The 21,879-nt window shown below is 41.7% G+C and carries 18 protein-coding genes and 1 pseudogene; 12 read left to right on the top strand and 7 right to left on the bottom strand.

The features are described from left to right. The first annotated feature begins 1 nt into the window (after position 1). The 9 genes from BP621_RS14610 (at position 2) to BP621_RS14570 (ending at position 11,680) form a co-directional block, all read left to right on the top strand. Positions 2–1,984 (top strand): type II secretion system F family protein, encoded by a 1,983-nt coding sequence (locus BP621_RS14610; protein ID WP_292391261.1) that lies wholly within the window; start codon positions 2–4, stop codon positions 1,982–1,984. Positions 1,985–3,120: 1,136 nt separating this feature from the next. After that, positions 3,121–4,122, top strand: a complete 1,002-nt coding sequence (locus BP621_RS14605; RefSeq protein ID WP_292391259.1) for an endonuclease/exonuclease/phosphatase family protein — start codon at positions 3,121–3,123, stop codon at positions 4,120–4,122. A gap of 540 nt (positions 4,123–4,662) precedes the next feature. Beyond that, complete coding sequence (locus BP621_RS14600; RefSeq protein ID WP_292391258.1) at positions 4,663–5,679, top strand: zinc metalloprotease; 1,017 nt, start codon at positions 4,663–4,665, stop codon at positions 5,677–5,679. 192 nt (positions 5,680–5,871) lie between these two features. Next, a complete protein-coding gene (locus BP621_RS14595) occupies positions 5,872–6,201 on the top strand; it encodes a hypothetical protein (protein WP_292391256.1) in 330 nt (109 codons plus the stop codon). A 21-nt stretch (positions 6,202–6,222) separates the two neighbouring features. Further along, positions 6,223–7,479: a M28 family metallopeptidase gene (locus BP621_RS14590; protein WP_292391255.1), complete on the top strand. Its 1,257-nt coding sequence runs from the start codon at positions 6,223–6,225 to the stop codon at positions 7,477–7,479. Positions 7,480–7,757: 278 nt separating this feature from the next. Continuing rightward, complete coding sequence (locus BP621_RS14585) at positions 7,758–8,732, top strand: C1 family peptidase (RefSeq protein WP_292391254.1); 975 nt, start codon at positions 7,758–7,760, stop codon at positions 8,730–8,732. 213 nt (positions 8,733–8,945) lie between these two features. Then, positions 8,946–9,245, top strand: coding sequence for a protease inhibitor I42 family protein (locus BP621_RS14580; protein ID WP_292391253.1), 300 nt, complete (start codon positions 8,946–8,948; stop codon positions 9,243–9,245). Between the two features lie 64 nt (positions 9,246–9,309). Further along, positions 9,310–11,235 (top strand): SWIM zinc finger family protein, encoded by a 1,926-nt coding sequence (locus BP621_RS14575; RefSeq protein WP_292391251.1) that lies wholly within the window; start codon positions 9,310–9,312, stop codon positions 11,233–11,235. Between the two features lie 265 nt (positions 11,236–11,500). Continuing rightward, the gene (locus BP621_RS14570) at positions 11,501–11,680 is read left to right on the top strand and encodes a 4Fe-4S binding protein (protein ID WP_292391250.1); all 180 of its coding nucleotides are present in this window, start codon (positions 11,501–11,503) and stop codon (positions 11,678–11,680) included. A 98-nt stretch (positions 11,681–11,778) separates the two neighbouring features. Here BP621_RS14570 and BP621_RS14565 read toward each other — a convergent pair whose 3' ends face one another. The 3 genes from BP621_RS14565 to BP621_RS14555 form a co-directional block, all read right to left on the bottom strand. Beyond that, positions 11,779–12,255: a DNA-deoxyinosine glycosylase gene (locus BP621_RS14565; protein WP_292391249.1), complete on the bottom strand. Its 477-nt coding sequence runs from the start codon at positions 12,253–12,255 to the stop codon at positions 11,779–11,781. A 171-nt stretch (positions 12,256–12,426) separates the two neighbouring features. Then, the gene (locus BP621_RS14560; protein WP_292391248.1) at positions 12,427–13,218 is read right to left on the bottom strand and encodes a helix-turn-helix transcriptional regulator; all 792 of its coding nucleotides are present in this window, start codon (positions 13,216–13,218) and stop codon (positions 12,427–12,429) included. A 164-nt stretch (positions 13,219–13,382) separates the two neighbouring features. Continuing rightward, positions 13,383–14,237 (bottom strand): helix-turn-helix transcriptional regulator, encoded by an 855-nt coding sequence (locus tag BP621_RS14555; RefSeq protein WP_292391247.1) that lies wholly within the window; start codon positions 14,235–14,237, stop codon positions 13,383–13,385. 908 nt (positions 14,238–15,145) lie between these two features. Here BP621_RS14555 and mtaC point away from each other — a divergent pair. From mtaC to BP621_RS14540, 3 genes and pseudogenes are all read left to right on the top strand, one after another. Beyond that, entirely contained in the window at positions 15,146–15,922 is a 777-nt protein-coding gene (gene mtaC, locus BP621_RS14550) for a methanol--corrinoid protein MtaC (RefSeq protein ID WP_292391246.1), read from the top strand. A gap of 10 nt (positions 15,923–15,932) precedes the next feature. Beyond that, positions 15,933–17,318 (top strand): methanol--corrinoid protein co-methyltransferase MtaB, encoded by a 1,386-nt coding sequence (gene mtaB, locus BP621_RS14545; protein WP_292391245.1) that lies wholly within the window; start codon positions 15,933–15,935, stop codon positions 17,316–17,318. 740 nt (positions 17,319–18,058) lie between these two features. Next, positions 18,059–18,363: pseudogene (locus BP621_RS14540) on the top strand (glycosyltransferase); the annotation flags it as partial. A 49-nt stretch (positions 18,364–18,412) separates the two neighbouring features. Here the strand turns inward: BP621_RS14540 and BP621_RS14535 are convergent. The 4 genes from BP621_RS14535 to BP621_RS14520 form a co-directional block, all read right to left on the bottom strand. Continuing rightward, a complete protein-coding gene (locus BP621_RS14535; RefSeq protein WP_292391243.1) occupies positions 18,413–19,057 on the bottom strand; it encodes an HAD family hydrolase in 645 nt (214 codons plus the stop codon). Positions 19,058–19,172: 115 nt separating this feature from the next. Continuing rightward, complete coding sequence (locus BP621_RS14530) at positions 19,173–19,370, bottom strand: hypothetical protein (protein WP_292391241.1); 198 nt, start codon at positions 19,368–19,370, stop codon at positions 19,173–19,175. 96 nt (positions 19,371–19,466) lie between these two features. Then, the gene (gene msrB / locus BP621_RS14525) at positions 19,467–19,898 is read right to left on the bottom strand and encodes a peptide-methionine (R)-S-oxide reductase MsrB (protein ID WP_292391301.1); all 432 of its coding nucleotides are present in this window, start codon (positions 19,896–19,898) and stop codon (positions 19,467–19,469) included. 387 nt (positions 19,899–20,285) lie between these two features. After that, on the bottom strand, positions 20,286–21,497 hold the full coding sequence (locus BP621_RS14520) for an ABC transporter permease (RefSeq protein ID WP_292391239.1): 1,212 nt from the start codon (positions 21,495–21,497) through the stop codon (positions 20,286–20,288). Positions 21,498–21,879 lie beyond the last annotated feature (382 nt).

The raw sequence follows: 21,879 nt of genomic DNA, 5'->3' as shown, positions 1-21,879 counted from the left end.
CATGGTTTATACTATTTTTGATGAACTGGCGTACAGGTTTTATGGGAATTACTTTTATAAAAATAAAGTTCATTTTGAAGATTTAAAGGTAAAAATACGCCATTCCCATATCTCTATGTCAGTGGATCAGTACCTGGCTTCTGCTTTCATGTACTCTGTAATTGTGGGAATTACCGGAGGAGTTTTTGGGTTATGGTTGGGACTGAAAACTTTCGGAGATCCTGTTTCCCGACTTAGCCTTTTTGTGGATCCTACACGTGCCGACATTGCAGGCAAATATGTGTATCCTCTTGCAATTTTAGCTGGTCTTGTACTGTTTCTTGCAGGTTTTTTTGCTGTATTTCTTGTGGCATATATATATCCTAATTTCCAGGCAAATAACCGGCAAGCTTCTATAGATAAATCAATGCTTCCGGCAATAACTTACATGTATGCCTTAACGAAAGGAGGTATGTCGATTTATGATGTGTTTCGGTCTTTGAGCAGGTATAGTTATATATTTGGCGCAACTGCAGAAGAAATTTCCTACGTTGTAAGAGATATGGACTACCTGGGAAAAGATTTCATAGGTGCCCTTAAAATTGCCAAGGAACGTACCCCTTCAGAAATTTTTAAAGATTTTATTGATGGATTAATTATAGTTTCAAGCAGTGGAGCTATAACTGAGTACATAAGAAATAAGTCCGAACAATATCAGGGCATGGCTGCGCTGGCGAACAAAAACCTGTTACAGAGGCTTGATGTACTTGCTGAGATCTATGTGACCGCACTGGTTGCAGGTCCTCTTTTCGTAATGGTTACAATAGTTGTGATGCAATTTTTCCAGCCGGCTTCAGCCCAGATCCTTTATATGCTTATTTATGTGATACTACCTCTTGCAACCCTGCTTTATTTAGTACTTCTCGACACCGTGGGCGAACTTTCCATTGATCCGAAAAAAGGTGAAATTCGTAGTTTTATGATAAATCTTGCTGATATCCCAGAGATCGATTCCGGGCTCAGTGAGGAGAAGGAGCAGAAAAGGAGAAAAACTTACCTGCTGTACAGAGAGCTTAACAGGCTCAGAGACATGGTGCTTAACCCTTACAGGACTATCCGGGATGAGCCGAGATACACGTTTTTCTTTGGAGTTCCGCTTGGGTTGTATTATCTTACCCAACTTCCAAGAAACCTTAAACATAAACTCTATTCTAGCCTTTTTCACCTGCACATAAGTTTTGACCATGTTACTGACAGTGCTATAAAGTTTGTCACCGCAGTTGATGATTATGTTGTCATTTTTATTGTCGTTATCCTGATTCCCTTTATAATTTTTTATGAAATCAAGGCTTGGCGGATGCGCAAAATCGACGAGAAGATGCCTGACTTTTTGAAAAGCCTTTCCAGCATGAATGAATCCGGTATCAATCTTGCAAATTCGTTAAAAATAATAGCTGAATCCAAAATGGGAGTCCTCAGCAAAGAACTTAAAAAGGTAAAGGAAGACATTTCCTGGGGCACTTCCACCACAAGAGCCCTTATGAACCTTGAGAGAAGCATAAGAACACCTTCTTCAAGCCGGATTCTTCACATTCTCGTAAAAGCAAATGAGTCTACAAGTGACCTCAAAAGCGTACTCTCTATTACCGCCAAACAGGTTAGAAACGATGAGGACATGAGAGTAGAGCGCTCATCATCAATGGTAGTCTACGTTGTCACGATCTATGTATCCTTTTTCACTTTCCTGTTCATAGTCTACGTCCTAGCTACAAACTTCTTCCCGCAAACGGCTGCGTTCTCGACTTCTTCACAGGGAATGGCTGGAATCGGCGGGTATTTTAATGTAGAAGAGTACACTATGCTCATGTTCCACTCAGCCCTTGTACAGGCTTTTACTTGCGGAATTGTTGCTGGAAAGATGGGACAGGGATCTGCATATCTGGGCTTGAAGTACAGTGTAAGCATGGTAATATTAGCTTACGTGGTTTTCACCTTGTTTGTTTGATCTGTGTAGAGAAGTTGAGTGGGCTATCCGAAAAAGCCCTCATTTTTATTTTTTAGTCCGAAAACTGCCAGATTGAGATAAAGGATTTAATGCCTAAAAACCACGAACGAAGCCTTATGCATGAAATAATTAGACTGTTGATCGCTATTAAGTCTGCTTATTTATTATTTCCTTTGCATTTGCCGCCGCTAAACTTTTGAGAAAAGTAGACAGCTTTCTGAAGGGATAGGATTATCTCGCAATTGGCAATCCAGCTTATAAATAACTATCTCGGTTACTTGAGATTCTATGAAATCAGATTTTGAACGAAAAAACAAACAGCCTCCGGAGGGATTTGTTCCCTCGACCTGTTGATTACGAATCAGCCGCTATGCCGCTAAGCCAAATAGTATAAAAAGTAATAGTGTCCATGTCTTGACCTTAACTACTCGTATCAAACTGTCTCATCAGTCTGTTTCCGGCATAACTCTACTTCTTTCGACATCTCGCTGATTTACTTTCGATATCCTACAAGTTTTGCAATCATATAGTTTCTTGCTTCAGATAACTCACGGACAAACACATTTCGACGAGAAAGCACATTGCTGTAGCATCGGTTACTGACATGCGATCCTTCTCTTCTTTGAAGTAATCTCGCGAAAAAGATTCTATAACATCGCTAAGTTTACACAATACATCTTCTGATAAAAGATCACACTCTTGTATTGAATTTATAAAATATTCTTCAGTATATTCATCTGTATTCTGCTTCTTTTCAAACGCTGTATATGAAGAGTGCATCACTGTACTTGCTGTTTCATTAATTGTCGTACGTTATTTTCTTATTGAAAGTTAGCCATAATACACAGATATTTTACAATATATACCGAGTTTTCCATGAATTTTATCCAGGCATACTAGCTTAAATTTAAACAAATTAAAAATCGTTGCAGAAAATGAGTTACAGAATACTATTACGCAAGAATGTTTCAAAATAATTATTATTTACGTCGCCTTATATAACGTGCGGTAATTTACTTTTTTATTACCGTGATTAACCTGAGTTTACGAAACTAAATTTTAAATAGGCCCTTATTTTTTTACGGATTCTTAACTTACTGCGGTTAAAAGCTGAAGTTTTTCTTTACGGGGGTAGTATGAGCAAATTACGCATAGCAACCTTCAACCTGGAAAATTTCGATGATAAACCAGACCAGCGTCCTACATTGAAAGAGCGTATTTCCCTGATGCGGCCTCAACTCCTCAGGCTCAATGCCGATATTCTCTGTCTTCAGGAAGTTAACGGGCAGGAAGAAATAGGACAGCCTCGCTGCCTGCTGGCTCTTGATGCGCTTCTTCAGGAAACCCAGTACGCCGGATTCCACAGAGTATCCACAATGGCCGAAGACGGGTCCGGAGTTTACGATGAACGCAACCTTGTGATTTTAAGCCGGTATGAGATTCTGGAAGCTCACCAGTACAAACACCATTTTGCCCCTGCGCCGTGTTACAAAATCGTAACAGCCGAGGCTGCAGAAGGTGAAGAACCAAAAGCGGAAAAAATTAGCTGGGAACGACCGATTCTTCATGCCAGGATCGGCATTGGGGATAGGGTACTTGACATTGTTAATCTCCACTTAAAATCCCGGATACCCACGGACATTAGAGGCCAGAAACTAGATACCTATACCTGGAAAACTGCTTCGGGCTGGTCAGAAGGCTTCTTTCTCTCTTCCATGAAAAGAGTGGGGCAAGCCTTGGAGGTCAGGATGTTAATTGATGATTTATTCGATAAAACTGAAAATCCCTGGATTGTAGTCTGTGGAGATTTCAATGCGGAATTCGAGGAGGTACCTCTGGATGCTATCCAGGGAAAAGTTGAAAACACAGGTAACGGAAAACTGGCAAAGCGAGTTATGCTCCCTTGTGAAACGAGCATTCCCGAATCCGCCCGGTTCTCGCTTTATCATCAGGGAAAAGGGAGGATGCTGGATCATTTGCTGGTCTGCAGAGGTCTGCTGGCTTACTATAGAGGTTCCGAGGTGCACAATGAATTGCTGCATGATGAAACTATCGCTTTTGCGACCGAAGGAAAGTTCCCGGAATCGGACCACTCGCCGGTGATTGCAGAGTTCGAACTGCCTGACCACAGCCCATAAAATTTAGCGGATATAACTTTTTCCGATACAATTGTACCGGTTTGAAGTGCATACTCCCGGATAAGGATGAACAGAGGTTCAAATTAATTAGCTTGTTCAGTGTTTTTTCCGCGTTTGTTTATTATTTACACATTGTGTCAGCGTTTTTTCTGCGGAAAACCTGAGAATAAAAAGAAAGAATGTTGAAAAAGTGTTAGTTTTCCTGATTATTATTGAGGATCTTAAATTCGGTTATTATTATATGTTATTTATATAATTTATTTAATTAAAAGGAGCTCCAGAAGCCTAATTTATTTTTAGCTATCACAGGAAACTGTCAGAGTAAACGGTTAGAGTTAGATATTATTTGCCAGATGTCGAAATTCGTAATATTATTCTTGACAGCGCAACAGATGATCAAAATTTTTGATAGCACGTTCATTTTTAGGAATTTTGGATGGCACGTTCATTTTAGGTGATGTGTCCATATCTTACTGATTGTAATATCTGGAGTTTCGAGTAATAACTTATTGGGAGTAAATAATTGAGTGGGGTATACATATGGCTAAGAAATTTGAAAATAAGGATATAGGGGAAGAGTCTTCTGAAGTACCAACTCAACGTAAATGTGGAGCGATGGAAGTTCATCACAGGTTGTTAGCGGAGTCTGAATCATATGTGAGAGCGCGCAACCAGATTGAAAATCTGGCTCTTGCATATAAAAAAGGATTTCGAGCAGTGTCTCGGACAGGGATCGTTCGGATTCCTGTAGTCGCTCATATTGTATGGAATAAAGAAGAAGAGAATATTTCTGATGCCCAGATCCAGAGCCAGATAGATGTCCTTAACGAAGATTTTCGCAAGTTGAATTCCGACGTATCTCAGGTGCCTTCTGTTTGGAGCGATCTTACGGTAGACCTGGGAATTGAGTTTTTCCTCGCAACGACAGACCCTGATGGAAATCCGACTACAGGAGTTACTCGCACCCATACCTCAGTAACATCTTTTTCTACCGATGACAGAGTTAAAAACGAATCTACTGGCGGCAAGGATGCATGGCCGGCTGACAGTTATCTGAATATGTGGGTCTGTAAGCTTAGTGGGGGGCTGCTGGGTTACGCACAGTTTCCAGGAGGGCCCGCTAAAACAGACGGCGTTGTCATTACTCACACAGGATTTGGTACCACTGGAACTGCCAGACCGCCATTTGACGGGGGACGGACAGCTACCCACGAAATAGGCCACTGGTTAGACCTTTATCATATATGGGGTGATGAATTGAGTTTTGAGGACCCATGTTCACGCTCGGATGAAGTTGATGACACTCCAAACCAAGCAAGTGCAAATCTTGGCGTTCCGTCATTTCCACATATCAGCTGTAACAACGGACCAAATGGAGATATGTTCGTGAATTACATGGACTATGTTGATGACAAATGCATGGTTATGTTCACGCAGGGCCAGGCAATTCGTATAAATGCATGTCTTGAAGGACCAAGGTCCTCGTTCCTTACTGCGACGCAAAAAACAGAAGTCGAAAGGGCATCATCTGAAGGTAAAATGCCTATGCCAAAGTAAAGTACCTCTGGAGGAGATAGAAGTAGCATTGCCTGAGGGTGTAACGCCTTGACGTTTCACCCTCGGTACCGATCCTGCTCTGTACCATATACTATGATAACTCAAAGTGGAGCTAGTCAGTAACCGGCCAGGTATATGTGGGCTGGGGAATTGATAATTTCTGATTTTGTAAGGGCAAATAAAGGACAAACTATGACCGAATTACCTGACGAAATCTTCCGGAAATGGGTACATTCCTTTGAGGAAGATACGAATGGAATAACTGTGTATAGGCCAGGAGAGTACGATTTCCCACCAGCTCGTGGCAGGGGAGGTATAGAGTTCAGGCCAGATGGAGTATTTATCGATTGGGAAATTGGCCCTACTGATGCCACTCGTGGAATTAATGGACACTGGAAGATGGAAGGTTCTGGGCGTGTGCGTGTATCTTTTGAAGGGAATGTTAGACCACCTCAAATCCTAGAAATCCTTCAGATTGATACGGGGATTCTGAAGGTGCGGAAATTGCCAGCATCCTCCTGATCCCTTGTTAGGGGTGAAATTATGGAGAGATATGTAGTACTCTCGGATTCAAGCGAAAAACGCAGTACTGAGGAATCTGCAAGGAACTTAGGGGCGCACTGGGCCCGTCTTGGAGATAAGACTGTAGTATGGACAGTTTCTGAAGAATGGAACGCTTTCGTCAATAAAGCCAGACGGGCAGGCATATATCTTGACCAGGCAGAAAGCCGCAAACTGGAAGGACAGCTTTATTTTATTATCCAGACCGGAAGGGCATTCCAGGATGCACATCCTGAAATCCGGATAGTCATAGAAAAAGGCCGTTATTTGGTGGCCGATTTGCTTCCCGAAGAAGTACGCCGTTTAACGGAAATCAAAGATGATTGGTGGACGGTGCGCCCGCTGGCAATGGACAGTGTGATTATGGAGATAGTAAAACCTGTAGCGCGGGCAGCCGTTACCCGGGTAAAGGCAAATATTGAGGCTGTATCGGAATCTACGTACAGCTCTTACCTTATCTCGCTGGTGAATTTCCTGACTCGCTATTCCTTGAGTTCCCAATATTCCAGCGCAGCTGAGTGGGCGGCCAATCAGTTACAGAGCCTTGGTTACCAGGTGAAACTGCATCCAATCAATATTGGAGAAGGCAGTAGCTATAATGTCGTGGCAGACCGCCTGGGTAGTGAAAGTGAATCCCGTAAACTCGTGCTTATCATTGCTCACCTGGATTCAATTAACATAAGAGACGGGGCGAACGCACCTGCTCCAGGTGCAGATGACAATGCAAGCGGTGCTGCGGGAGTTCTGGAGATTGCACGCGTACTTGCTGAGCATCCTTCAAACCATGACTTGCGACTCATTCTTTTTGGTGGGGAGGAAGAGGGACTTCATGGGAGCAAACAGTATGTCAGCCGGTTGCCAGAAAATGAACGCACCCGTATTAGTGCAGTTATCAATATGGATATGGTTGCGACCTTAAATACCGCATCGCAAACTGTCCTGCTCGAGGGAGCCCCGGTTTCCAAGACTCTAATGGAAGAACTCGCAGGAGCCGCTGCCACATACACATCACTCATAGTCCAGATATCAAAAAGTCCATTCGGAAGTGATCACGTACCATTTATTGATGAGCTTATTCCCGCAGTTCTCACGATCGAAGGGACTGACAGTTCAAATATAAATATCCATACTGCTAACGATACGCTTGACCACATCAACTATGGACTTGCACTGGATATTATTCGGATGAATCTAGCTGTTGCCTTAAAGCTACTTGACACTAATATTTCTGGTTTGTAAAATTTCTGGTTTGTAAAGACATGATTTCTGTAAAAATCAGGTGCAGTATGCTGGGCTTAGCTGAGAAGTAATTCCGGAACAGAAATAAAAGATAAGGCCAAATAGAAATCAATTTATCCACATTATAACTTATATTTTTATAATTATAATTAATTATTATATATTAAAATACTAGTTATATATATAATTATTAAAGCTACAAAATATAATAATTAATCTTACGAGATTAATTATCATATCGGGTTAAACACGGTAAACAAAATGAGTGGGGTAATGAAATGATTGGTATAGCAGCTGCTTATGAAAAGGTGATAATTCCGGACACTGGAGAGACTTTTGCAACTGGTTGGCTCCCTCCGTTACCGGACTTGAGAGATTACACAGAAAACACTAAAGAAGAAGATGCTAAAGTTCCCGAAATGGCAGAAAAACTCGGCATCCTGAATTTCAAATCGAAAACTGCAGCACCGCAACTGCCCATATCAGTAGATCTCAGGAACTGGTGTTCGCCGGTTGAAAACCAGATGAATCTGGGTTCTTGTACTGCCCATGCAGGCGTCGGAGTGATTGAATACTTCCAGAAGCGGGCCTTTGGGAAATACATTGACGGGTCAAGGCTTTTTGTTTACAAAGCTACAAGAAATCTGATGGGAGTCACAGGAGATACCGGAGCCTGGCTCAGAGATACTATGGCAGCTCTTGTTCTTTGCGGTGTCCCTCCAGAAAGATATTATCCTTATACTGACAGGAAAACTCCGGGACCGGCAGGGGAACCGACTTTTGACGAAGAACCCTCAAACTTTGTATATTCGCTTGCCGAAGACTTTGAAACCGTTAACTACTTCTGCCACGACCCGCAGGGCATGAATATTCCACCCGCAGATGTTCTTTTCAGCGTGAAAAAGTATCTAGGAGCAGGGATTCCCTCAATGTTCGGTTTCTTTGGTTTTCCCTCCTTCAACGATGGGGATATCAAAGGTGGAATTCCCTTCCCAGGCCCAAAAGAGCAGGCGATATGGGGCCATGCAGTCGTTGCTGTCGGCTACGACGATGACATGAGAATCAAAAATAAAATCAGCAATAAGGAAACAACCGGTGCTCTCCTGATCCGGAATTCCTGGGGTACAGGCTGGGGAGACGGGGGGTATGGCTGGCTGCCCTATGAATACGTCCTGAGCAAATTTGCAGTGGACTTCTGGTCTCTTATCTCAATGAACTGGATTGACACAGGGAAATTCGGACTTAAACTCTGAAGACTCCAAGAACATCAAGTTCTAAAAACTTTTAATCGAGACGCCTCCGACACACATATGTTGCCCTGTATGAAAAATAGAACCTGATGAGAAGGTATGGTACCAAATGCAAAATGTAAACTTTGCGGAGATGATTGAAGATGCGGCTTTCGTGCCGTTTCTTTTTTTAGGAAGTAGAGATCTGAATAAGTTCTGGAGGAGTTTGCGATTATATTGAACGATCAGGATTTGGGCCGTACTGTAGAAGTAGAAGCTCAAAGTGTGGTGACCGTACGCCTTGATGAAAATCCCAGTACAGGCTACCGGTGGAGTGTAGAGACCACCGAAGGATTGGAAATGGTAGGTGACAGTTTTGAGAAAGCTGGAGATGCAATGGGGACAGGAGGCGTTCGAGTATTACAGTTTTGTGCATCGGAGAAGGGTCCTCACAGGCTTAGCATTAGAAAATGGCGTGATTGGGAGGGAGAAAGTTCAATAATAGAGCGTTTTTACGCTACTATTGTAGTGAAGTAAACCTAAAGTATAGAACAGAGTTTATAAACTTATTTTTATATTACTTTTGGATAAATAATCACATATGCTAGACGAAAACAAAACTTCTCGAGCCTTCAAGGAACTTAAATGGAGTGATCTCCAAGATTGGGCTGGAGGGAAGGCAACTGCAAAGGGGATCAAGTACCAGGAAGAGGGGCGAGTGAAAGAAATCAAATGCACTCCCTCAGGCAGCCTGGTCGCGCTGGTAGAGGGAACAATAGAGTATTTCACAGAAGTTTCCCTGGAAAACGGGAAATTGAGTTCGATCTGCACCTGTCCTGTCGGGCATGACTGTAAACACGGAGTTGCAGCTGTACTCGAATATCTTGACCTTATAGATCAGGGAGAAGATGTGCCTGTTGTTACTGAGGAAGACTTTCTTATTAAAAGATCAAGGCGAGGATTTGCAGGAGCCGGAACTTCCAAAGCCTATGAGGGTGAGGAATCTCCAAGCACCCTTCGTGAGTATCTGGAAAAGCTGGATAAACCGGAATTAATCGAGATACTGACAACCTTTGCAAAAAAAGATAACATGCTTGGCAGGTATCTGAAGGACCGCCAGAACCTTGCATCCGAAAATCCGGAAGGAGTTATCGGGGGCATCTATTCCGAATTGGACGAGATATGGAGAGAATTGAAGAGCTCTGATTTCTGGACTTACGAAGGCGAAGAGATGCCTGATTTTTCAGAAGTACAGGTTAGGCTGGAAAGCCTCCTTGATTCAGGCCATCCTGACGAGCTGCTCGATATCGGAAAAGAGCTCATGGACAGGTATAAAGAAATTGAGGAATATGACGAAGAAGGAGATATAGGAACGCAAATATCTGACTGCATGGATGTGGTGTTCAGGGCTTTATCTCAATCCTCTCTTCCTGCACATGAGAAAATGCTTTATGCCCTTGAGATTGAGCTAAAAGACGATTACAGCATTCTTAATGAACCTGCTCTCTGGAGAGAAGACTATACTCAGGAAGAGTGGAAGCTATTTGCAGAAGCCCTGAAAGTCCGGTTGCAGGAAGCTGAAAAAGAAAAGGATATCGTGTACGATTCATCCTGGGAACGAGATTATGTTGTTGACAGGTTTATCGATGCCCTGAGAAAAGCCGGGCTTTCTGAAGAGATTATCCCGATCTCTGAGCTTGAAGCCGAAAGAACAGGCAATTATACAAGGCTTATCAGGGAACTGCTCGATTCTGGGCAAAAAAAGAAAGCTGAAGAATGGATTTATAGGGGAATCAAAGAACTAAGAGAATATGAACCTGGCACCGCCTACGAGCTCTTGCAAACCCTTATTGAAATTAAAGAGAAAGAAGAAAACTGGTCTTTTGTAGCTGCCCTTGAAACGGAAGATTTTTTCAGGTTTCCCCAACTGTCCAGCTATATTAGGATGCAGAAAGCCGCAAAAAATATAGGTAAATGGCCGGAAATCCGAGAGGCTGCCCTCAAGTACTTGAGAAACGGAGAGTTGCCAGCTAGCCAGACCAAAAATGAGGAAGAACTTTCAATTCTTCCTGGCATCCTCCCGAAGACAGGGCTGCTGGGAGCAAGCTTGTTAAAAAAAATTAAACCTCCTGTCCTTGATCTGTTAATACAGATAGCTATTCAAGAAAATAATGCTGACGAGGTAGTCCACTGGTATGAAGAGCTTAAAAAAAGCAAAGGCGAAGCCGAAAAATCCAGACGGGCCATCTTAGAAGAAGAAATTGCAAATGCAGTAAAGGACAAATATCCTGCGATTGCGATTGAGATCTGGAAAAACGTTGCAGAAGACTTGATCTCCAAAACAAAAGTAAGCTCATATGAAGCAGCATCAATGTACCTCCGAAAAATAAAGGGGACTCTGGAATCTATTGGAATGAAAGAGGAGTGGGAGGCTTATCTCAGGCAGATTCGGGAAGCAAACAGGCTCAAAAAGAAGCTGCTTGAAATTCTGGATCGGCTGGAAAAAGCCCGAATAATTGGAGAGTGAAACCAAATCAAAAAGGAAACTTTGCGGCAATATGGATCAAAATATTTATAAGAACAAATTTATATATTTAAAATGGCATAATTAAAATAGTTCAGGATAGCCTGGATTTCAGACTCATCTGGACTTCAGAGTAACCTAGATTTCAGACTAATTTAGACTCTAGATCCCGAATACGCTTTGAAAACAATGATCTAAAGCACTAATAATAGAATAGCATAAGAAAAATATAGAGAAAATTTGGAAAAACAAATAGAGGAGCCATAAGATGCCAGCGAAAGTCAAGAAAGAAGAATGTACGGGCTGCGGAACCTGCGTAGATGAGTGCCCTGTAGAAGCAATCGTTATTGATGAGGATGAAGGTTGTGCAGTAGTCGATGAAGATGAATGTGTTGAATGTGGAGCCTGTGAAGAAGCCTGTCCCAATGAAGCCATAACAACCGAATAACCTGGATGAGGTCGAATTCCACGTTTTAAATAGATTCTGCGAACAAAATCCGATTATTCGAAAGAATAGGTACAAGCTGGTCAGGTAAAGATAAGTCATCAACGCTTGAAAGCTGCTTCCCATTCTGACTTCCTATTTTTAAGAAATCGCCGGTTCGCCCCGCTTGAAGAAGGAAGGACTCTTGTTTCATATCCCATTGCATTTAGAATCGGTTCGTATTCTCCGGATTTCTTGCCGTTAAAAAGAACCAGCTTCAGAGAAGGGGCTAATTCTTTCAGCATTGAAAATTGATTTATCTCTTCGTTCTTTATCTTTGCATCCTCGCTTCCTTCCCTTTTCCCGGCTTTAAAGACATCCCAGAGCCCTATTTTATTGCGTTTCAGGGTCTCAAGCCGGTTTTGATAATTCATGCCCTGAAGGTCTTCTCCAATAATACTGCCGAGCAGCCTCCAGAAGTCATTTCCCGGATTCCCGTAGTATTGATGCCTCCTGATAGAAACATCGCCTGGAAGAGACCCGAGAATCAGGATTTCAGTGTTTTCGTCAACGACTGCTGGGAAACCTTGCTTTTCCATTTCTTAAATAAACTGGAACTTAAGATTATTTCAAGCTTTGGGAATGAAAAAAGTAAAATTAGCTAAAAAATCAAATTTAGTTAAAAAACGAAATCGGTTAAATGCGAAATGGTTAAAAAATTAAATTGATTAAAAGACTAAATTGATTAAAAGACTAAATTGACTAAAAAATTAAATTTGAGTTATTTGTTCGGACAGGTCTTTGTAATAGTTAAAAAGTTCCTGCCCCCAGACAAGGGCACTTTTCTCAAAGCTCACCATTTCGTGGTTATAGTATCTTCCCTCTTTAGAGATCATGGATAGGGAAATAAAGCGATCGGTAACAATGCTGGAAGCAAGCTCAATTTTATGGTCGCAGACAAAAAGGCGTGTATTTTTAAGATCTAAGAACTCTTCCACTTCTGCCCTGTAATCGAAAATTAATTTTTCACAGATTGGCTTTTCCAGAATAAGTGAGACCTCAATACCTCTTTTTGCAAGGTCCAGATAGAGACTCGGATATCCAGGGAGGAAAATTGAAGAAATCTCCATAACTGTCCTGGATCTGTAAAGAGGGTCCATAATTTCAGGAGGGTAATCAAAAATATGGGTTCTCTCAGGTAAAAGCTCCTTACAACTGCCAAGTTCTCCAATCCGGTCCAGCAGGTGAGGAGGAAGAGTCCGCAAATTCTGTCTTGCCCAGTAATCATGATTCTCGTCGAAAACCTGGAAAGTTGAGAGAAGAGGCTCCATTTTCGGGACAATGAGCTTTCCTTTTACAGAGAGACAATACCTGTCTCCTTTTTGCACCAGCAGCCCTTCCTTGAGCAGGATGCGGATCTGGGCCATTATAGGACTGGAACTGACTTTAAGCCCTTTCTTGATTTCTTCAATTGTCTTTGGCCCGTCCTTAAGGAGTAAAAGCAAATTTTTCCTTTTGTCCGAAAAAAAAATTGTGTCTATTAACTGAAGTTCTGTACTCATTCAATTTAACCTCCAGAAAGGAATTCTGAAGCGACTCTGGAATTTATTTGATTGGAGAAGATCTGATTCTGAAGATTTATGTCTGCACAAACTGCCTTACCAACTGCTTACAAACTGCTTTGCAAATTGCTATAACCAGTCTTACAAACTGGTTACCTTGTTTATCAGTGCAGGCTGAACAACATGGATTCAGGAAAAGCCTCTCTTTCGGCTGTACTGATAAAATTATCAATACATTGTTCACTCTCGATCTGCCAGGCTCTTGATTTATAGAACTCAAAAAGCTCTTTTGCCCAGTTTACAGCTTCAGGTTCGGAACAGGACATGTACTCATAATAGAATCTCCCGTTGCTGTCAAAGAGAGAAATTATCATCCCACGGTCTGAGACCATAAGTTCAGCCAGCTTGACCCCATCATTACAGACAAAAAGTTCAGCATTTTGCAGAGTAGCAAGTTTTCGTATCTTCTTTTCATAATTCTGCATAATTTTTTCGAGTACCGACTCAGTGAAAATAAGGGTAACATCTGAATCCAGCCTTGCAAGCCTTGTGTAAAGGGGAAGGAATTCAGGCCTATAGAAGGACGAAAACACCATCAAATACCGTGATGAGGAGAAGAAACTCAAAAGTTCCGCACTCGGCTCAAAAATCTGGCTCGGATCTGGTTCAACCAGCTTGCAGTCCTTTAGGTCTCCTACTCTGTCAAGGAGATAATTAGGAATTCCACTGAGATCATGTTCGATCCAGTAGTTGTCTCGTTCGAGTAAAGTAAGGACATTGACAAGGGATTGGGCTTTTTTAAAGACCTGATCTCCCATATCTGTTAATTCATAGCTGCCATTTTTTTGAATAACAAGGTCACTGTCTGTAAGCCTTTTGATCTGGGGTAAGATAGCCGTGGGAGAAACATCAAGGAGGATCTTAATTTCTTCCATTGTTCTTGGTTCCTCTCCCAAGAGTAAAAGGAGGTCTCTTCTTTTCTGGGAACGAAATACTACATCTATTAATTCATGTTGCATTCAAACCACTTCTATCGTTTTTATATCTAATTATAGAATATCTGTATCATGTGACACCAAAATCTCCGCACAAAGACGGATGAAAATTCGAGTTTCAGTTTGACTTTGTACGACCTGAATAGGAAGAAGCGTTTGTGCCATATATTAAAATATTCGATATATCCATTTATATAAAAGAGTTTGGATTAATAATTTTAAACGTGAAAGTATCTCAGTAATATAATAATAAAAGTTCCAAACTAATTTCCGGTTTCCTTAAAAACGGCAGCAATAGATACACTTTGAAGCTGTTAGTGCCTTAAATGACAGAATAATCAAGTTGTATAAAACTGAAAGAGTACAGTATGATCATTGAAATTTTTGATAGGCTTTATCTGAATAATCACATTGTTTAAAAAAATTCAAGATGAGTATATTCACGCATCTAAAAACTCATGCATCTAAAAAGCCTAGTTGCCTCGAAAATTTACTTCAAAAATTTAAGGTTGATATCTCTTGAAAACTTATGGCACAAAATTTCAGGGCAAAATGTCTTGCAATCGATTCAAAAATTCAGACCCCCTGTTGCTCTGTAAAAACCAGGAAAAAATTTCCGTCGGTTATGGTATATGTGATAATTTCCCCTAATAATGCTGTAAAGACGTGTCAGCATTAGCAGGCATGCAAATTAATCAAAAAGGAAAAGTTCCGGTGAGAAGGAGAATTCTTTCGCTGGTAGACTCCAAGGAAATCTGAAGATAGAATCCTGTAGAATGGATGAATTGTAGATTTTCCAGGCCTGAGTACTCTCGAAAGAAAGGACTTCACGGAGGTAAAGCCGGAACCTCACGACACTGATTATGTCCGGGACTGCAGACCCGGCAACGGTAGCGACCTTTTTGCTAAAAACCAAACGGAGGTTTAAAAATATGTTGGACTTTACAGAGGCAAGTCTGAAAAAGGTTTTAACCAGATACAATGTGGCTCTGGAAAAGGCAATGACGCCTGAAGAAGCCGCAGAAGAACTCTATCCTAAAGACGAACTGATTTACCCCATCGCAAAGGCCATCTTCGAAGGAGAAGAAGATGACGTTGTCGAGGGTCTTGAGGCAGCAATCGATGCTGGCAAGGATCCAATTAATCTTATCGATGACGCTCTCATGGTCGGTATGGGAGTTGTCATAAAACTTTATGATGAAGGTATAATTTTCCTCCCCAACGTCATGATGTCCGCTGATGCCATGCTTGATGGTATCGAATATTGTAAGGAGAACTCTGGAGCTACTCCAAAAACCAAAGGAACCGTTGTCTGCCACGTCGCAGAAGGTGACGTTCACGACATTGGAAAGAATATCGTTACCGCTCTCCTCAGAGCAAACGGCTTCAATGTAGTCGACCTTGGAAGGGATGTACCTGCAGAAGAAGTTCTTGATGCAGTTAAGAAAGAAAAGCCAATTATGCTCACAGGCACTGCCCTTATGACAACCACTATGTATGCATTCAAGGAAGTTAACGATAAGCTCCTTGAAAACGGAATAAAGATTCCATTCGCATGTGGTGGTGGCGCAGTTAATCAGGACTTCGTGTCTCAGTTTGCACTTGGTGTATATGGAGAAGAAGCCGCTGATGCCCCCAAGATTGCTGACGCAATAATTGCAGGTACTACAGATATCACAGCATTAAGAGATATGTTCCACAAGCACTGAGGTGAGTAAAATGGCAGCAAAAAGATACACTTCAATGGCATACGCAAATGCAGACGAAATGACTTTCGGCGTATCCAAGTACCCTGTAAAGGCAGGTCTCGGCCTTGAGATCGGTGCAGGTTACACAATTCCTGAAATTAATTATGCTCCAAGACCTGAAGCTGGTGCATCCAAGGAAAAGCTCGTAAAGGAATACGAGAGGATCACCACTGACATCATGGAAAGAATGGTTCAGGTTGGTTTCCCAGCAATTATCCTTGAAACCGAACACGTTCAGCAGATGTCCAACAACCCTTCCTGGGGAGCAGAAGTCGCACATGCCCAGAAAACCATTATGGAGAAATACCACGATGAATATGGCATAAAGTGCGCACTCCGCCACACCATTGGTGACATCCGTGAAAACAGAGAATTCATGCAGCTCAGAGGCGACAAATACTCTGTCTTCCTTGAGGCATTCGAACAGTGTGCCGAGAATGGTGCTGACCTGCTTTCTGTAGAGAGCATGGGTGGTAAGGAAATTTTCGACTATGCAGTTCTCAGGAATGATATTCCTGGTATGCTCTATGCAATTGGCTGTCTCGGTTCCATTGATATGGAAATGATCTGGACCGATATCTCCAAGATCGCAAAGAAGACCGGAACTGTTTCCGCAGGTGACACAGACTGTTCACAGGCAAACACCGCAATGTTCATTGGTGGTGGACTGCTCAACAAGAACCTGGCCCACACAATCGCAGTTATCGCAAGAGCAATTTCCGCTCCCAGGTCCCTTGTTGCATACGAAGCAGGTGCAGTAGGACCCGGAAAAGACTGTGGATATGAAAACATTATCGTCAAAGCCATCACAGGTATGCCAATGACCATGGAAGGTAAGACTTCAACCTGCGCCCACTCTGATGTAATGGGTAACCTGGTCATGCAGTGCTGTGACTGCTGGTCTAACGAGTCTGTTGAGTATCACGGTGAGTTCGGTGGTACAACTGTTCAGTGCTGGTCCGAAACCCTCGCATACGACTGCGCCCTCATGAACACCGCTCTTGAAACCAAGAACGACAAAGTTCTCAGAGACCTCATGATGCTCTCCGACAGATACAGAGACCCTCAGGCCTATATGCTTGCATATGACAACGCATACAGAGTCGGTCAGGCAATTGTCAAGGACGGAGACAACATCTACCTTAGGGCAAAGAACGCCGCAGTTGAATGCTGCAAGATCGTCGAAGAAGGTGCAGCCGACAAGCTCGAGCTCTCCAGGTTCGAAACCAAAGCTCTCGCAGACGCAAAGGCAGCCCTCGAAGCCCTCCCAGATGACATGGACAAGTTCATGGGCGACTGTCTTACAAAGTACAAGAATGAAGTTAAGGTCTTCAAGCCGGAGAACTACGGCCTCTAAGCCGAACCCTCCGGTTCTCTTTTTTCTTTTTTAGATATGTTTTGAGTTCGCAAAATCCTTAATATTTCTCGCTGTCTTTAACTTGTTTTGTATGTTTTCGCCGTTTCCTCCTGTTTTCTGCTCCTGTGTAATTTAATTTTGCACGTAAACGCTTGACTTTGATTTACATAATTTATACTCACAAGTGTTTCCCCTCTTGATCACACTGGCACAATGTTTTCGGTCAAGCCTTTTTTAAAAAGGGTTGTGCCACAACCGTTGCGCCGGTTGATCACGCCGATAGGGTTTTGGAGAGAAGGTCCTCAAACTCAAACGTCTCCAGGGGTTTTCGCTCAAGCCTTTTTTGAAAAGGCTTGCGGGCAAGCAGTTATTTAAAAAGGCTTGTGGAATTCGGGCGGGATGTTCTCTAGTTAATAGACTGATCAAAAAGGAAAGTAATATAAAGAACAATATTAATTAAATAAAGTAATCTATATCTAAAGATAGTTCAATTAAACTTGAGGAATAAAATAATATATTTTCAGAGCATAAGGATATATTTAATTTAATAATTACATAGAAAAAAAGAAAAAACATATATATGTGAGAGTAGTATCGATAATTAGTAGCGTGGGACAAAAAAATATACGAACAGATCAAAAACCGTGCCATCAATAAGAAGTTTACATAACTTCCCCATGTTACTTTCTTCTTTTAATCTTCATGACTTCAAAAGTTATCCGTTCTAAAATTAGCAAATTTCGTTTATGGAAGCCCTGAGATCCGGAATCTCTATTCTTTCTTTTCCTTACAGAGACATAGCGAGCAGGAGAATAACGCTGGAGTAATTGAGGAGAAAGGTTATGGAAGGATTATCAGCTGTTCCACACCTCCTGAGATCGTACTTGAATGTATTCGGGAAGTCCTTGAAGAAGAGGGATACAGGAATAAAACCGAAAGACTGCGAAGACTTGCCAGAGAACTGGACAGGCCTCGTGCTGTAAGAGAAATACTTGAAAAAGAGTTAATGAGAAAAATTTATGAAAAACCTTTTCAGTTTCTGTAATATTTCTGCAAATCCGGCTGAGTGAAGAAAAAAATCATGAAAAACCATATCACTTTGGAATGAGGCTCTTCAGGTAACCACGAAGGGCAGCATGGTCTTCGAGCACGAGATCCGCATGCTCTATCTTTTCAGGCTCGAGCATACTCGCAACTGCAACACAGTAAAGCCCTGCCCTCTTGGCGGCAGTTATCCCTAGAGGTGCATTTTCAATTACTATGCACTCGTTTTTTGTCAGGTAAAGATTCTCAAGGGCTTTGAGATAAGGATCAGGATCCGGTTTTCCACGCTCAAGGTCACTCCCAGTAATTATGACATCAAAATAGTTAGAGAAATATTTATTCACAACTTTATTTACTGTATCAGTATGTGACCCGGAAACCAGAGCGAGCTTGAAGTGTCGTTTTAACGCTTTTAGACAATCCAGTATACCTTCAAAGGGCTTTATCCGATCAAATTCGAGAGCTTCTCGTTTCTTTTCAGGCAGTTGCTCTAAATGCCAGGGCTCAGGCTCTTTTCCGGCCTTTTCAAAAATTGATTTGATTAACCTCCTGTTGTTTGAGCCTTCCAGCTCGTAAATATCTTCTCTGGTGATGGTAATTCCAACTTCCTTGAAGGCTTTAACCCAGGCGTCAGCCTGGAAACGCATGGAGTCTACAAGAACCCCATCCACATCAAAAATAATTGCTTTTAACATCTATTTAATAGATTGTTATAATCTATGATAAATATTATGAAAAACAAAGTTCAGTAAAATATCTATATAGATATATGTTAGGCTGTGATAGTTTTATTATTTTTCGAGCAAATTTTCATTTTAAATACTTCTCGTACAGGATTCCCCCCAGCCAGTATCCGAAGAGGGCAAAAATGAGTGTCCCAGGGACATAGATAGGAAGATCTGATCCCTTAACTAAAAACAGCAGATTGAAAACTAAAAGGTAAAATATTAAAAAAGTTAAAAAACCGATTACCTCTATCTGTTTCTTATCCAGTTTATCCAGTTTCAAGTTTTACCTGAACCTCCTCTCCCAAATTCTTAAATCTGCAAGTCATAGAGATTCCACTTACTCGAATATTACCTTTTACTCTTCTTACTTTCCTTCTCATTTTCTTTCTTCGCCTTTCTTGCCTTTTTCCTCTTCTTTCTTGAAATTAAGAGAAACGGAATTGATACAATAGCGTTTCCCGGTTGGTGCAGGTCCGTCTTCAAAGACATGACCCAGATGACTTCCACACCGGGAACAGATTACTTCGATCCTGTTCATGAAATAACTGGTGTCTTCTTTGAGCCTTACCTTATCATTCGAAATCACATCATAGAAACTTGGCCAGCCGGATCCAGATTCAAATTTGGTGTTTGAAGAAAAAAGCTCTTGCCCGCAGGCTGCACAGGTGTAAACTCCTTTTTCCTTATTATAATAAAAGTTACCAGAAAAGGGCCTTTCCGTACCTTTCTGCCGCAGGACGTGATATTGCTCAGGCGTGAGTACCTTTTTCCATTCTTCTTCAGATTTTTTAATCGCTTTTTGTGCCAGTTGCAAACCCCCTTTGCATATAAGTTAGTTGTTCCGGAGATATTACTATTTTTCGAATCAGTAAAGATCGATTACGAATTCGGAAGTTAAGTCCATGGTAGATTCACAAATTGGAATGGAAGGACAAACTATAATTATATAAATTGGAGAATTAAATTCTTCATGCAAAATGAAAATTGTAAATAACCCATAAAAGATATTTTTTTGCAAAATTGACTTTTTGAAGTGTAGTTCAGTATATCCCACATAAATCATTCTGCTCAAATAATTGAAAAACAGTTTTTCTTACCCATATTCAGCCCTCTTGAACGAAGCGTAGCGTAACGAAAAGAGCCCTTCCTCCCGAGACGGGATTCGGGCAATGGAACTCGGGAAGTGGAACTTGGGTTACTCGTGCCTTAGTGAGTCTACAGGCTTCATTTTTGCGGCTTTTCTTGCCGGGTAAACCCCTGAGACAAAGCCTACGAGAACGGCCACAAAGAATCCTGCTGCCATAAGGCTGAAAGGAAAGACAACAGGCAGTTTGAGGAGGGTTTCAACACTGTATGCGCCTGCGATTCCTACTGTACTCCCGAGGAGGCCTCCAAAAACTCCGAGCAGGATTGATTCAACCATGAAAAGGAAAAGGATATCAAAGCCTGTAAATCCCAGGGATTTTAGCACTCCAATTTCCCTTGTCCTTTCAGTTACGCTTACAAGCATAATATTCATGATCCCTATTGAGCCGACCAGCAATGAGATTAGCGCAACGGCCGTCAGGAAAGAGCTTAGGGCTGCTGCCATCATATTCGTCTGTTCCAATACTTCTGCCTGATTGATTATAATATAAGGACGGGAATCTTTATCTTCCAGTTCCCTTTCAGAAATCCCGAAATTTCGGGCAAGGCGCTCGTCGACTTCATCCGAGGTTTCCTGAACTGTTGCAAGATCATCAGCCATTGCAAAAACCCCGCCATAATCTTTTTCTCCAAGAATCTCGTTCATGACGTCGATTGGGATAAGAACGGCTTCGTTATCGTTGTACGCTTGGATAACAGTATTTTCCGGATTCTGAATTATTGCCTTAACTTTAAAGGTCTTTGTAACTTTTTCGTCTTCTCCGACCCTGAAGGTTATGTTTATGGAGTTCCGGGCTGAGATATTTCGGTTGAATTTCTCGTTTGCAACCTTGTGCCCGATAACCGCCACATATCCATCGTTGTCAGTGATAAAGTCCCCTTTCTGAAGTTTTGTGTTTGCAACCTCGTCATAAGATTTTCCGATACCGCTAACTATAATATTTTTGGTTTCAGACATGTACGTGACTTCTGCAGTTTGTGACTTCAAAGGCGAAACTCCCGAGATCCCGGGCGTGCCCTCAACAATCTTCAACTCATTGTCATAAAAAAGCTTGGGCTGCATCCCCTGAATATAAATGAAGTTCGACCCTATATTGGTTACTTCATTCGTAAAATGTTGGTTGAAACTTGCCCCAAGGGACACATTTGCAATTACGGCTGCAACTCCTATAACGATTCCAAGCACTGTAAGGGTCGAACGCAGCTTTGCACTTTTAATGCTTCCAAACGCGAGTTTTCCTGCACTGAAAAAGGGGATCATAAATGGAGCTCCGTTTTACAGATTTTAGAGGGAAAGGTTGGGGGAAGTGTAAAATTATAAACTCAGATGAAATTCATTTTTCCTTAAACTTTCTTTAAATGAATCTCTCAAACATATAAATTCTGCTAAAAAAAGCGTATAGATCGGTAATTTTATAAAAATTGTTGAGAACCTTCTCGAATTCGAGATAAGATTTTTACTGTCAAATAAAAGTATCAGATAAGTATATCCAGATTTTTAAGCTGATGGTAAGAACAATCGCCTCGAAAATCCTTCTAACTATCTGGCAATAACCGAAGTAAGCGATCTTGCCTTCGGGCGGCCCAATAAAGGAAAGCTCGTTGAAAATCTAAGGAAAAAACCAAAATTTATTCCAAAATTT

This window comes from Methanosarcina sp. UBA5, from assembly GCF_002505485.1.
Lineage (GTDB): Archaea > Halobacteriota > Methanosarcinia > Methanosarcinales > Methanosarcinaceae > Methanosarcina.
Note: the sequence above shows the minus strand (reverse complement) of the source record. Positions and strands in the feature narration are given on the sequence as shown.

Coding starts and splice junctions, on each gene's coding strand:
- BP621_RS14560 (WP_292391248.1), bottom strand. CDS start 13,218: ATGAGTACAGAACTTCAGTTAATAGACACAATTTTTTTTTCGGACAAA.
- mtaB (WP_292391245.1), top strand. CDS start 15,933: ATGGCAGCAAAAAGATACACTTCAATGGCATACGCAAATGCAGACGAA.
- BP621_RS14565 (WP_292391249.1), bottom strand. CDS start 12,255: ATGGAAAAGCAAGGTTTCCCAGCAGTCGTTGACGAAAACACTGAAATC.
- BP621_RS14535 (WP_292391243.1), bottom strand. CDS start 19,057: ATGTTAAAAGCAATTATTTTTGATGTGGATGGGGTTCTTGTAGACTCC.
- BP621_RS14555 (WP_292391247.1), bottom strand. CDS start 14,237: ATGCAACATGAATTAATAGATGTAGTATTTCGTTCCCAGAAAAGAAGA.
- mtaC (WP_292391246.1), top strand. CDS start 15,146: ATGTTGGACTTTACAGAGGCAAGTCTGAAAAAGGTTTTAACCAGATAC.
- BP621_RS14600 (WP_292391258.1), top strand. CDS start 4,663: ATGGCTAAGAAATTTGAAAATAAGGATATAGGGGAAGAGTCTTCTGAA.
- BP621_RS14520 (WP_292391239.1), bottom strand. CDS start 21,497: ATGATCCCCTTTTTCAGTGCAGGAAAACTCGCGTTTGGAAGCATTAAA.
- BP621_RS14570 (WP_292391250.1), top strand. CDS start 11,501: ATGCCAGCGAAAGTCAAGAAAGAAGAATGTACGGGCTGCGGAACCTGC.
- BP621_RS14585 (WP_292391254.1), top strand. CDS start 7,758: ATGATTGGTATAGCAGCTGCTTATGAAAAGGTGATAATTCCGGACACT.
- BP621_RS14595 (WP_292391256.1), top strand. CDS start 5,872: ATGACCGAATTACCTGACGAAATCTTCCGGAAATGGGTACATTCCTTT.
- BP621_RS14605 (WP_292391259.1), top strand. CDS start 3,121: ATGAGCAAATTACGCATAGCAACCTTCAACCTGGAAAATTTCGATGAT.
- BP621_RS14610 (WP_292391261.1), top strand. CDS start 2: ATGGTTTATACTATTTTTGATGAACTGGCGTACAGGTTTTATGGGAAT.
- BP621_RS14590 (WP_292391255.1), top strand. CDS start 6,223: ATGGAGAGATATGTAGTACTCTCGGATTCAAGCGAAAAACGCAGTACT.
- BP621_RS14575 (WP_292391251.1), top strand. CDS start 9,310: ATGCTAGACGAAAACAAAACTTCTCGAGCCTTCAAGGAACTTAAATGG.